Origin of the sequence: Streptomyces sp. NPDC048106, from assembly GCF_040706415.1 — a bacterium.
In the GTDB taxonomy this organism is placed as follows: domain Bacteria; phylum Actinomycetota; class Actinomycetes; order Streptomycetales; family Streptomycetaceae; genus Streptomyces.
In genome coordinates, this window is sequence record NZ_JBEZND010000032.1 from 1 (window position 1) to 12,757 (window position 12,757).

Sequence of the window (12,757 nt, forward strand, 5' to 3'; positions counted from 1 at the left end):
ATCGGTCCCGAAACGTAGCGAGTTCATCCGCCCTCATACCCGCAGAGAAGCACCAGACTGCCGACCCGACAAGACACCTAACAAAGCACTACTAGTCCGGGACGTGGCCGCCCCGGCCCTCGGCGCGGGCACCGACCCCGCGTCCTTGGAGGCCGCCCGGACCGTCGCCGGCCTCACCGCCCGCTACGCCCGCCTCCTCGGCCGCCCCGACGACGACGCCCTGCGCACCCGCCTCCTCGCCCGTCTCCGCCTCGCGGCCGACCCGCGCCGCGAGCGCTACTTCGCACTCCTCGCCGTGGTCAACGGCCGGCCGCGCCCGGAGAGCCTGGCACCCCTGCTCGACTGGACGATCCGCGCGCTGCGCGCCCGCCGGACCTGACGGCACAGGAACCTGTGCAGGATCCCTTGACGGCTCGCGCTCGCGCCGGTTAACTCACGTCCTAAATTAAGACGTGAGGGGCTTCGGAGGGACGGCCGTCGAGGCTGGTCCCGGGCGCGGTCCCGAAGGTTCTCGACGCCCGGAAAGGGACCCCTGGAGCCATGCGCAGCATCCGAGCCGCGGCCGTCGGCGCCGTCACTCTGTCTCTCGCCCTCGCGGCGACGGCCTGCGGAGGCGGTTCGTCCGCGGACGGCGGGTCCAACGACGCGCCGAAGACGCTGACGTACTGGGCCTCCAACCAGGGCGCCAGTGTCGCCGTCGACAAGCAGGTCCTCCAGCCCGAACTCGACAAGTTCCAGAAGCGGACGGGCATCAAGGTGAAGCTGGAGGTCGTGCCCTGGCCCGACCTGCTCAACCGGATCCTGACCGCGACCACCTCCGGTCAGGGCCCCGACGTGCTGAACATCGGCAACTCCTGGACCGCCTCCCTCCAGGCGAGCGGCGCGCTGCTGCCCTGGGACGCGAAGAACTTCGACAAGATCGGCGGCAAGGGACGCTTCGTGGCGTCCGCCCTCTCCTCGACCGGCGTCCAGGGCAAGGACCCGGCCGCCGTGCCGCTGTACTCGCTGGCGTACGCGCTCTACTACAACAAGAAGATCTTCGCCGACGCCGGGATCTCCCAACCGCCCGCCACCTGGGACGAGTTGATAGCCGACGGCAAGAAGATCAAGGCGAAGGGCATCGCGCCGCTCGGCGCCGAGGGCGCCAACGTCTCGGAGAACATCCACCACGTCTTCGTCTTCGCCAAGCAGCGCGGCGCCGACTTCTTCACCCCCGACGGCAAGCCGGACTTCACCGACCCCAAGGTGGTCGACGCCGTGCAGAGCTACGTCGAACTGATGGCCAAGGACCAGGTCATCCCCGCCGGCGACGCCGAGTACGCGCAGAACCAGTCCGTCAGCGACTTCGCCAAGGGCCACCAGGCCATGCTGCTGTGGCAGTCGGCCTCCGCCAACCTCGCCTCGCAGGGGATGAAGGACAGCGAGTACGGCGTGGCACCCGTGCCGGTGCGCTCCGGCACCCCCGGCCCCGGCACCCAGGTCGACTCGATGGCCGCCGGCATCAACATCGCCGTCTTCCGCAACACCCACAACCTCGACGGAGCCACCCAGTTCGTGAAGTTCATGACCTCCGACGCCGAGCAGAAGATCCTCAACAAGGCCTACAGCTCCATCCCCGCGGTCACCACCGCGCAGAACGACCCCGCGTTCAACACCCCCGCCAACACCGTCCTGAAGAACACCCTCGCCACCAGCGCCGCCGCCCTGCCGCAGGTGCCCGACGAGTCCCAGTTCGAGACGACGGTCGGCACGGCCGTCAAGGACCTGTTCGCCGACGCCGCCGCGGGCCGCGCGGTGACCACCGATTCGGTCAGGGCCAAGCTGCAGAAGGCCCAGCAGCAGATGCCGGCGGCGTAACGGCCATGACCACCAACGCCCTTGAGGAGTCGGTGGCGAAGTCCCCTCCCGGTGCGGCGGCGTTCTCGGCCCGTCGCCGCCCCGGGAGGCTCCGCCGCGCCGGGCTGCCCTACCTGCTGCTCCTGCCCGCCCTCGTCCTCGAACTCCTGGTCCACCTGGTGCCGATGGTCATCGGCATCGTGATGAGCTTCAAGGAACTGACCCAGTTCTACATCCGCGACTGGGGCACCGCCCCCTGGTCCGGCCTCGGCAACTACCGGCTGTCGGTGGACTTCCATGCCCCCGTCGGCGAGGCCCTGCTGCACTCCTTCCTCGTCACCGTCGGCTTCACCCTGCTGTCCGTCGCCCTGTGCTGGCTGATCGGCACCGCCGCCGCGCTCTTCCTCCAGGACGCCTTCCGCGGCCGGGGCCTGCTGCGCGCCCTGTTCCTGGTGCCGTACGCGCTGCCCGTCTACGCGGCCGTCATCACCTGGGTGTTCATGTTCCAGCACGACAACGGCCTGGTGAACCACGTCCTGCACGACCAGTTGCACCTCACCGACAAGCCCTCCTTCTGGCTGATCGGCGACAACAGCTTCTACGCCCTGCTGACCGTGTCGGTGTGGAAGGGCTGGCCCTTCGCCTTCCTCGTCGTGACGGCCGGACTCCAGAACATTCCGGGGGAGTTGTACGAGGCCGCCGCGCTCGACGGCGCCGGGATGTGGCAGCGGATCCGCCGCATCACCCTGCCCTCCCTGCGCCCGGTCAACCAGGTACTGGTCCTCGTGCTCTTCCTCTGGACGTTCAACGACTTCAACACGCCCTACGTGCTGTTCGGCAAGTCCGCCCCCGAGGCCGCCGACCTCATCTCCGTGCACATCTACCAAGCGTCCTTCGTCACCTGGAACTTCGGCACCGGCTCCGCCATGTCCGTCCTGCTGCTGCTGTTCCTGCTCGTGGTGACGGGCGTCTACCTGCTGGCCACCTCGAGGGGACGGAGGACCACGCATGGCTGACTCGCCCCTGGCGCCGCCGCGTTCCTTCCTGTGGGCCCGGCGGGTCTTCCTCACCCTGCTCACCGGCTTCGTGCTGCTCCCGGTGTACGTGATGCTCTCCAGCTCGCTCAAGCCGCTCGCGGACGTCACCGGCAAGTTCCGCTGGCTGCCGAGCGGGCTGACGATCCGCCCGTACATCGACATGTGGTCCACGGTGCCGCTCGCCCGCTACTTCGTGAACTCGCTGGTCGTGGCGGGCTCGGCGACCGTGCTCTCCGTCGTCGTCGCGGTGTTCGCCGCCTACGCGGTGAGCCGCTACGACTTCCGGGGCAAGCGCGTCTTCACCGTCACCGTGCTCTCCACGCAGATGTTCCCCGGCATCCTCTTCCTGCTCCCGCTCTTCCTCCTCTACGTCAACATCGGCAACGCCACCGGCATCGCCCTGTTCGGCTCCCGCGGCGGCCTGATCCTCACCTACCTCACCTTCTCCCTTCCGTTCTCCATCTGGATGCTGACCGGGTACCTCGACTCGGTGCCGCGCGACCTGGACGAGGCGGCGCTGGTGGACGGCTGCGGGCCGCTCGGCGCGCTCTTCAGGATCGTCGTGCCGGCCGCGATCCCCGGCATCGTCGCGGTCGCCGTGTACGCCTTCATGACCGCGTGGGGCGAGGTGCTGTTCGCGTCGGTGATGACCAACGACACCACCCGCACCCTCGCCGTCGGCCTCCAGGGCTACTCCACCCTCAACGACGTCTACTGGAACCAGATCATGGCCGCCTCGCTGGTCGTCAGCGTGCCCGTGGTGGCCGGCTTCCTGCTCCTGCAGCGCTACCTCGTCGCCGGGCTGACGGCGGGGGCCGTCAAGTGACCGGCGACCTCCCGTATTCCGAAGGGACTTCCGTGTCCGAACGCATCGACCTCGCCGCACTCCCGGACGGCTTCCTGTGGGGCACGGCCACCTCGGCCTACCAGATCGAGGGGGCCGTCGCCGAGGACGGCCGGGCGCCCTCCATCTGGGACACCTTCTCCCACACCCCGGGGAAGATCGCGGGCGACGACAACGGCGACGTCGCCTGCGACCACTACCACCGCCGGCACGAGGACATCGCCCTGATGCGCCGCCTCGGCCTCAACGCCTACCGGCTCTCCGTCGCCTGGCCCCGCGTCGTCCCCGGCGGCACCGGTCCCGTGAACCCCATGGGCCTCGCGTTCTACGACCAGTTGGTGGACGACCTGCTCGAAGCGGGCATCACCCCGTCCGTCACCCTCTACCACTGGGACCTGCCGCAGACGCTCCAGGACCGCGGCGGCTGGCCGGAGCGGGACACCGCCCACGCGTTCGCCGAGTACGCCGCCGCCGTCGCCGGGCGGCTCGGCGACCGCGTCACGCTCTGGGCGACGCTCAACGAGCCGTCCTGCTCGGCCTGGATCGGCCACTACGAGGGCACCATGGCCCCCGGCCAGCGGGACCTGACCGCCGCGGTCCGCGCCTCCTGCCATCTGCTCCTCGGCCACGGCCTGGCCACCGAGGCCGTCCGCGCCGCCGTCCCGGACGCCCGGATCGGCATCGTCAACAACCTCTCCACCGTGCACCCCGCCACCGACCGCCCCGAGGACGTCGCCGCCGCCCGCCGGCACGACGGCCACGTCAACCGCTGGTGGCTCGACCCCGTGCACGGCCGCGGCTTCCCGGCCGACATGATCGAGACCTACGGCGTCGAACTCCCCCTGAAGGACGGGGACCTGGAGACCATCGCGGCGCCCCTGGACTGGCTGGGCCTGAACTACTACTTCCCCGCCCACGTCACCGACGACCCCGGAGGCCCCGCGCCCTACGCGCGCGCCGTCCGCCGCGCGGGCGTGCCGCGCACCGGCATGGACTGGGAGATCGACCCCGGCGGCATCGAGACCCTGCTGCTGCGGCTCACCGAGGAGTACGGCGCCCGCACCCTCTACCTCACCGAGAACGGCTCCGCCTTCCCCGACACGGTCCGCCCCGACGGCACCGTCCACGACCCCGAACGCCAGGACTACCTCGAAGCCCACCTCGCCGCCTGCGCCTCCGCGGCCCGCCGGGGCGCCCCGCTGGCCGGCTACTTCGCCTGGTCCCTGCTGGACAACTTCGAGTGGGCGTACGGCTACGACAAGCGCTTCGGCCTGGTCCACGTCGACTACGACACCCAGACCCGCACCGTCAAGGGCAGCGGCCACCGCTACGCGGAGATCGTCCGCGCGCACCGGGAGCTGGTGTCGTAGCCCGCCACACCGTCGTACCTCAGGAGGCGGACCCGGTCAGTGTGTCGGCGAACGCCGTCACCGCGGCGACCGCCGCCTGCTCCACGAGCTTGATTCCGACCTCCTCGGTGCTGCACCCGTTCAGCAGCACCGCCAGCAGGTAGACCCGGCCGTCCCGCTCTATGCGGCCTATGCTGTTGACGTCCCACGCGTGGGTCTGGCTCCGCTGGAGCCAGCCGTTCTTGAGGGCGGTCGGGCTGCCGCCGTCCGCCGCCGCCGAGACACCCCAGTCCTGGTCGGTGGCTATGTGACTCATCAGGTTCCGGATGTAGGCGCGTGAGGCGGAACTGAGGGGCGAGGTGTCGCCGAAGACCTTCTGCAGCAGGCGGACCTGGTCCTGTGCGGTGGTCTGCGTCACGCCCCACACGGTCCCGTCGCCGCCCCGCGTCTGCGTCAGGCCGAGACGCCTGTTGGCCGCGTCGAGTCCCTCCGCGCTCCCGATCTCGGTCCACAGCGCGCTCGTCGAGTCGTTGTCGCTGTTCTCGATCATCTTGGTCGCGTAGACACGCTCCTGCGCCGTCAGCACCCGGCCGGCGTCCTGCGCCTGGAGCAGGAGCGTGGCCAGGATGTCCACCTTGACGATGCTGGCCGTGTCGAAGGCGCCGTCCCCGAACACGGCCCACTTGCCGCTCGCGGTGTCCTGCACCGCCACGGACATCTCGTTGTCGCCGAAGAGGTCCGTCACCGGCGCGAGCGCGGACTCCAGGTCCATCGGCTCCGGAACCGGCGGGACGGAAGCGGAGGTGGCCCGAGGGGCTTTGGGCTCCGCGGCCGCCTGGACACTCGGCTTGCCGGAGTGGGGGCGGCCCACGGCGTAGACGGTGGCGGCGCCGCACAGGACGACCGCCGTGGTCACCGCCCATATCAGGCGGCGCCTCCTGGCCTTCCGGCGCCGCCGCTGCTCCCTGCGGGAGCGGCGGCGATGGCGAGGTGGGTTCTCGGGCACGGGCTCGATAGTAATCGAGTAAGAGTTCGTATCGTTTTTCGTATCGTCCGGGGTGTCTCCGTCGGGCCCGCGGCTCGGTCAGACGCCCTCCAGCCCCTCCTCCCGGCGGATCATCCGCCAGGCCGCGCGGCGGGCGCTGCGGTCGAGGCCGGACTTGAAGTCGCGGTCCGTGCCGAAGTAGCGCTTGCCGAGGGTCTCGATCGTGGAGACATGGTCCATCATGTTCTCCTCGAACCTCTTGTCGAAGACGATGCCGAAGTTCTCCTCGTCGTTGACGAGGGCGGCGGCGCGCACCTTCGGGTCCTCCTTCGTGGCGTTGAAGGCCGGGAGGACGTCCTCCTCGGTGAAGTCCGTGCCGAACCTGGCGTTGAACTTCTCGATCAGCTCGGACAGCAGGGACGTGTCGGCGTCCCTGGCGCCGCCGGCCCCGTCCCCGAACCCCCTGAGTTCGGCGGGTCCCTCGGGGCCGAGGGACACGTCGTGCTCGCCGGTCCTCTCGACGCGCAGGTGACTCAGGTCGATCTCTCCCAGGTCGACTCCGCCGTCGGCGCGGCGCGGGAGCCGGTTGAGGAGGTGGCGCCCGTAGAGGTGGAGCCGCTCCAGCTCGGCGTCGCGGTAGGGGACGATCTGCGCGAGGAAGCCGTACTTGCGGACGTAGTCGTCGAGGTCGGCCCGGAAGTCCTCGGCGGTCTCGACATCGTCCTCCTCCTCGCTCTCCAGCAGGGCGGTGAAGCGGGCGACGGCGGGGGACAGCAGCCGGTACAGCTCGGCATGCAGTCGCTCCCACGCGGACGCGGAGCCGGCCGCCTTCTCCTGCGCCTCGAAGTACGCGGCGACGAACCGGTCCATGTCCCGCTCGGAGACGACCGGGGCGGACATGACGCGGCTCTGGGCGGTGTAGAGGAGGTTCGGGTCGGAGGGCAGGGCCCGCGCCTCCTCGAAGTACGGGCGGAAGGCGTCCTGGACGTCCGCCGCCTCGTTGACGAAGTCCAGGACGGCGAGGTCGGCCTGGGACTTGCGCTCGCAGGTGCGGTTGAGGCGGGAGAGGGTCTGGACGGCCGCGATGCCGGTCAGCGTCTTGTTGACGTACATCGTGGTGAGCAGGGGCTGGTCGAAGCCGGTCTGGTACTTCTCGGCGACGACCAGGATCCGGTACTCCGGCTGTCCCCTGCCGCCCGCCTTGACGGCCTTGTCGTCGGCGCGGGTGTAGGCGAAGGCCTTGGGCAGCGCGCTCTCGGGCAGCCCGCCGTTCTCCCTGGCCTCGGTGGTCTCCTCCCCGTCGACGGTGAGGGAACCGGAGACCGCCACCAGCACGCCGAGGTCCGGATACCTGCTGTCGTAGTCGCGGTCCTTGATGTAGCTGCGCAGGGCACGCGCCATCTGTACGGCGGAGTGGCGGGAGGCCGTCACCACCATGGCCTTCGCCCGCCCGCCGAGCCGGCCGCGGGTGTGCGTGACGAAGTGCTCGACGATCACCTGGGCGTGCTGGGAGACGGTGTGCTCGTGGGTGAGCGCGAAGCGGGCGAGCAGGGAGTTCGCCCTGGCGGGGTCGACCTCCTTCTCGTCCGGGTTCTGGTTCACCAGCTTCCAGTACGTGTTGTACGTGACGTAGTTGCGCAGCGGATCGAGGATGAAGCCCTCCTCGACGGCCTGGCGCATGGAGTAGGTGTGGAAGGGGCGGTAGACGGTCCTGCCGTTCTCGGTCCCCGCCGTGCCGAAGAGTTCGAGGGTCTTCGCCTTGGGCGTGGCGGTGAAGGCGAAGTAGGAGAGGTTCGCGGCGCGCGAGCGCTCGACGGCCTTCGCCGTCAGCCTGTCGTCCACGGTGACGGTGGTCGCGCCCTCGTCGTCCGAGTCGGAGTCCAGGCCGAGGTCGCGCAGGGCGGCCCGCACGGCGGTGGCGGCGTCGCCGGACTGGGAGGAGTGCGCCTCGTCCACGATGATCGCGAAGCGGGTGCCCTTGATCTCGGTGGGGTTGCGCTCGATGTGGTCGAGCAGCGCCGGGAACGAGTGCAGGGTGACGGTGACGATCTTCCCGGTGTCCCGGGAGAGGGCGCGGGCGAGCTGCTCGCTCTTGGCGCCGTGCCTCTCGTCCACCTTGACGACCAGGCCGTCGGTCTGGGAGAAGCCGCCGACGGTTTCCCGGAGCTGGGCGTCCAGGTTGCGGCGGTCGGTGATGACGACGACCTTGTCGAAGACCGGCTCGCCCGGCCTGACGCGGCCGGCGGCGACGGCCTCCGGGTCGAGGGCGGTCGGGTCGGTGTCGGCGTGCAGGTCGCTGAGCCGGTGGCTGAGCCAGCCGATGGTGTTGGACTTGCCGGAACCGGCGGAGGCCATGACCAGGTAGTTCTGCCCGGCGCCGTGCGTCGCGGCGTGCGCGGTCAGCTTCTTGACCACGTCCCACTGGTGGAAGCGGGGGAAGACCGTGGACCTGGTGGTGCCGCCGCCGGGCGTCCGGTGCTTGTGCTGGTGCGCGAAACGCTGGAGCAGGTCCAGCCAGTTGTCCCGCTGCCAGACCTGTTCCCAGAGGTACGAGGTCGCGTACGTGCCGTGGGCGGTGGGCGCGGGGTTGCCCGCCCCGCCCGGCCGCCCGGGGCCGTTCGAGCCGGTGTTGAAGGGCAGGAACCGGGTGTTCCTGCCCTGGAGCCGCGTGGTGACGAAGACGAGGTCCGGGTCGACGGCGAAGTGCGCGAGGGCCCGCCGCGCGAAGACCGGCTCGGTCGGGTCCCGGTCGGTGCGGTACTGCTCCTTGGCCTGCTCGACGCCCTGGCCGGTGAGCGGGTTCTTCAACTCGGCGGTGGCGACCGGGAGTCCGTTGAGGAAGAGGGTGAGGTCGAGCCGGTGGCCCCGGTCGGCCTGCCTGGTGGCGTAGGGGAGTTCCCGGACGACCGTGAGGCGGTTGGCGCGGTAACCGTCGAGGACGGAGTCCGCGGATATCAGGTTGGGCTTGAAGCAGGCGACCCGGATGCGGACACCGCGGTCCTTGACGCCGTGCCGGAGCACGTGGAGGAGTCCGTCCTCGGCGACGGCCCGGTCGAGGCGCTGCGCGAACCCGTGGCGCGCCGCGTCGGGGTCACCGCCGTAGACGGTGCGGAGTTCGCGCCACTCGTCGGCCTGGGTCTCGCGGACGAAGGCGTACAACTCGTCGGTGTCCAGAGCGAGTTCGGGGCGGTAGCCGTCCGGCTTCGCCTCGCGCCAGCCGCGTTCGCACAGGGCCGCCACGATGGCCGACCCGAAGGACGCCTCGTCGTGCACGGGGCTCATCCGGCGACTCCCTCGGTCACGCCACGGCCGTCGGCGGCGGATACGTCGAACCGGCCGGTCACCGCCGCGGTGACGACCGACCGGCGCCGGTCGAGGAGCAGCCGGATCTGGCGCTCGCCCAGCGAACGCTGCTCGGCCGCCCGGCGCTCGATCTCCGCGCATTCCTCGACGATCGCGGCCTGTTCGGCCAGGCTCGGAAGCAGGAGCGGCATGTTCAACAGGATGCCGCTGTTGAGGTTGGGCATGGTGCTGCCGATGGCGTGGAGCTGGAAGTAGTGCCGCACCGCGGGGATCGCGAGGTAGCGCCTGAGGTAACCGGGGTCGAAGGAGCCCTTCGGGAACCGCACGCGCAGGGACCCGGTGCCGCAGACCCAGCCCTCCTGGGCCTGCGCCACGATGCCGGCCCGGCCGAGTTCTCCGCGCCGTCCGAAAACGACGTCACCCGCGCGAAGGACGTGCCGCTCCAGCCGGGCCCGCACCTCGTCGGACACGGTGACCTGGGGGTCCGCGACTAGACCGGCGGGCGTGATGTTCGCCGGGTTCACCACCGGCCAGCCGTCGTCCACGTAGTCCTCGGCGTGCAGCTGGCTGCCGAAGGGGCCGGTCTGCACCTCGCACTCGACGGAACGAAGGCGCCCCCGGCGCCAGCCGGCCGGGACGTCACCGAGCGGCGGGTACTCCGAGGGCCGCTTGGCGCCCGGTGTGCCGGCACCGCGGACGGCCGCGTCCATGCGCGTGGTCATCCGTTCCGCCAGCAGTCCCAGCGTTCTGGTGCGCAGCTCCACGAGGCGGTCGATACGAGCGGTCTCGGCATCGAGGAACCGCGCGACGCGGCGCTGGACCTCCACGGGCGGGACCGGGACGGGCACGTTCCCGAGGTCGTCCTTGGTGACGTGGACCATGCCGATCATGCCGCTGGTCAGTTCGCGCTCGATCCAGTGCGTCGCGGCCTTCAGCGACCAGTACAGCCAGTTCCGGTCGCAGCCCGTGACGGAGACGTTGAAGATGTGCTGGTTCAGATAGTGGACCCCGGGCCGGTGCCACCTGAAGGGCCCGAAGGACGTCCCCGGGTTGCCGGACCAGGAGAACAGCAGGTCCCCCGGCAGGACGCGGAACCTGTCGTCGAGGGCCAGGGCGGAGTGGTTGAAGTTCTCCGAGCCGTTGAGGTTCTCGATCCGGATGATCGGGGTCCCGGAATCCGTGTGCCGGTCGGAGTCGAAGACGTACCCGTTCGTGAGAGAGGCCAGGTACTTGAGCGGCACGACCTTCCAGGACTCGGGCGGGGTGGGGCCGTAGGGCAGGACCTCCGAGGGGCGTGTCATTCCTCGACCTCCGTGAGGAGCTCCTGGAACTCCGCCTCCAGCGCCTTCAGTTCCGCGTCGATCTCCGCCAGCGGCCGCGGCGGCTCGTACACGTAGAAGTGCCGCGTGAACGGGATCTCGTACCCGGTCCTCGTCTTGTCGTGGTCGATCCACGCGTCGGGCGCGTGCGGGTGGACCTCCCGCTTCAGGTACTCCTCGACGTCCTCGCCCAGCGGCACGTTCTCGTAGTCCCGCAGTTCGGCGTCCGCCTCGGGGCCGCCCCTGACGAGCTGCACCTCGCCCCGCGGGTCCCGCACGCCCACGACCTCGCGCAGCGCCTTGTTGAACGGCGCTCCCGTCGGCCACGTACCGCCGGCCCGCACCACCGCGTCCTTCAGCGCCGACCACGCCTCCTGCCTCGTCCCCCAGGCCGTGCCCGTCAGGGACTCGAAGGCGTCCGCCAGGGCGGCGGCCTGCGGCAGCTTCTGGAGCGCCTTGGAGGCCGCCAGCGCCGCCCGCGTCTCCTCCGTCACCTCGAAGCGCAGCTTCAGCGGGCGCTCGACCGTGATCCGCCGGTAGCCGAAGTCCTCGTTGCGGAAGACCTTCACCTTGCCGTGCAGCGGATGCCGCGCGTCCCCGGCGGCGGCCGGCGCCTCGCCGTACAGGCCGACGATCGTGGCGATGTGGTCCTTGCCCAGCGCCTTGCGCTTGTCGCCGAGTGACCTGCGCATCTTGTGCCACTGGTCGCGGGCGTCCAGCAGCACGACCTTGCCCTGGTGGTCCGGGCTCTTGCGGTTCGTGAGGATCCAGAAGTAGGTCGAGATGCCGGTGTTGTAGAAGAGCTGGTCCGGCAGGGCGACGATGCCCTCCAGCCAGTCGTTCTCCAGGATCCAGCGCCGGATCTCCGACTCGCCCGAGCCGGCCGCGCCCGTGAACAGAGGCGAGCCGTTGAAGACGATCGCGATGCGGGAGCCGCCCCCGCCGTGCACGTCGACCGGCTTCATCTTGGAGATCATGTGCTGGAGGAACAGCAGCGAGCCGTCGTTGATGCGCGGCAGGCCCGCGCCGAAGCGGCCCGCCTCGCCCAGCGCCCTGTGCTCGTGCTCGACCTCCTCCTTGACCTTCTTCCACTCCACGCCGAACGGCGGGTTGGCCAGCATGTAGTCGAAGGTCCGGCGGGCGTGGCCGTCGTCGGAGAAGGAGTTGCCGAAGCGGATGTTCTCCGGGTTCTGGCCCTTGATCATGAGGTCGGAGCGGCAGATCGCCCACGACTCGGGGTTCAGCTCCTGGCCGTAGACCTCCACCGTGGCGTCCGGGTTCAGCTCCCTGATGACGTCGTCCATCGCGGAGAGCATGCCGCCCGTGCCGCAGGCCGGGTCGAGGACCGTGCGCACCACCCCCGGCAGGTGCAGCCCGTCGCCGTCCGGGGCGACCAGCAGCCGCACCATGAGCTGGATGACCTCGCGCGGGGTGAAGTGCTCGCCGGCCGTCTCGTTCGACTGCTCGGCGAAGCGGCGGATCAGCTCCTCGAAGATGTAGCCCATGTTGTGGTTGGGCACGGTCTCGGGGCGCAGGTCCAGGTCCGTGAACTTGCCGATCACCTGGTAGAGGAGCCCCGCGCCGTCCAGCCGCCTGATCTGCTGCGCGAACTCGAAGCGGTCCAGGACGCCCCGCGCGTTGTCCGAGAACGCCCCGACGTACACCAGGAGGTTCCGCGCCGCGTTCTGCGGGTCCGCCGCGATCTTCTTCAGGGTGAGGCGGGACCGGTTGTAGAAGGAGTGGCCCGAGGCCCGGCGCAGGAAGCGGTCCGGGTCGATCCCGCTGTCCTTGTGCTGCTCCGCGAGGTCGGCGGTCTTCTCGCGGGTCGGCTCCAGCACGCATTCGAGGCGTCGCAGCACCGTGAACGGCAGGATGACCTTGCCGTAGTCGGACTGCTTGTAGTCCCCCCGCAGGAGGTCGGCGACGGACCAGGCGTGGTTCGCCAACTCCGTGTGCTTGGCGCTGTTCAACTGGATCCCCGGTTTCCTTCCGAAATGTCCCGACCCCACCGTCCGGGCAGGCGTGCTGCCGGGCAGGCCGGCCGGGACGGTCCGACCATTGTGGTCCATGTGCGAAGACGCGCG

9 protein-coding genes are annotated in these 12,757 nt (G+C 70.2%); 5 read left to right on the forward strand and 4 right to left on the reverse strand.

All coding sequences use genetic code 11. From position 1 onward, the window contains the following. Nucleotides 1-103: 103 nt before the first annotated feature. The 5 genes from AB0927_RS27895 (at nt 104) to AB0927_RS27915 (ending at nt 5,087) form a co-directional block, all read left to right on the forward strand. On the forward strand, nt 104-379 hold the full coding sequence (locus tag AB0927_RS27895; RefSeq protein WP_366670487.1) for a hypothetical protein: 276 nt from the start codon (nt 104-106) through the stop codon (nt 377-379). A 161-nt stretch (nt 380-540) separates the two neighbouring features. Further along, complete coding sequence (locus AB0927_RS27900) at nt 541-1,857, forward strand: sugar ABC transporter substrate-binding protein (RefSeq protein WP_366670488.1); 1,317 nt, start codon at nt 541-543, stop codon at nt 1,855-1,857. A gap of 5 nt (nt 1,858-1,862) precedes the next feature. Continuing rightward, nucleotides 1,863-2,852, forward strand: coding sequence for a sugar ABC transporter permease (locus AB0927_RS27905; protein ID WP_366670489.1), 990 nt, complete (start codon nt 1,863-1,865; stop codon nt 2,850-2,852). A 7-nt stretch (nt 2,853-2,859) separates the two neighbouring features. Next, a complete protein-coding gene (locus tag AB0927_RS27910) occupies nt 2,860-3,699 on the forward strand; it encodes a carbohydrate ABC transporter permease (RefSeq protein ID WP_366670573.1) in 840 nt (279 codons plus the stop codon). A gap of 32 nt (nt 3,700-3,731) precedes the next feature. After that, nucleotides 3,732-5,087 carry a GH1 family beta-glucosidase gene (locus tag AB0927_RS27915; protein ID WP_366670490.1) on the forward strand — a complete coding sequence of 452 codons (1,356 nt, stop codon included), beginning with the start codon at nt 3,732-3,734 and terminating at the stop codon, nt 5,085-5,087. Between the two features lie 19 nt (nt 5,088-5,106). Here the strand turns inward: AB0927_RS27915 and AB0927_RS27920 are convergent, their stop codons facing one another. The 4 genes from AB0927_RS27920 to AB0927_RS27935 all read right to left on the reverse strand — a co-directional run bounded on the left by AB0927_RS27920 (nt 5,107) and on the right by AB0927_RS27935 (nt 12,643). Continuing rightward, on the reverse strand, nt 5,107-6,072 hold the full coding sequence (locus tag AB0927_RS27920) for a serine hydrolase (protein WP_366670491.1): 966 nt from the start codon (nt 6,070-6,072) through the stop codon (nt 5,107-5,109). A gap of 78 nt (nt 6,073-6,150) precedes the next feature. After that, nucleotides 6,151-9,333 (reverse strand): type I restriction endonuclease, encoded by a 3,183-nt coding sequence (locus tag AB0927_RS27925; RefSeq protein WP_366670492.1) that lies wholly within the window; start codon nt 9,331-9,333, stop codon nt 6,151-6,153. Next, nucleotides 9,330-10,655 (reverse strand): restriction endonuclease subunit S, encoded by a 1,326-nt coding sequence (locus AB0927_RS27930; protein WP_366670493.1) that lies wholly within the window; start codon nt 10,653-10,655, stop codon nt 9,330-9,332. Before AB0927_RS27930 ends, AB0927_RS27925 begins: the two co-directional genes overlap by 4 nt. Next, nucleotides 10,652-12,643, reverse strand: a complete 1,992-nt coding sequence (locus AB0927_RS27935) for a class I SAM-dependent DNA methyltransferase (RefSeq protein WP_366670494.1) — start codon at nt 12,641-12,643, stop codon at nt 10,652-10,654. Before AB0927_RS27935 ends, AB0927_RS27930 begins: the two co-directional genes overlap by 4 nt. Nucleotides 12,644-12,757: the final 114 nt, after the last annotated feature.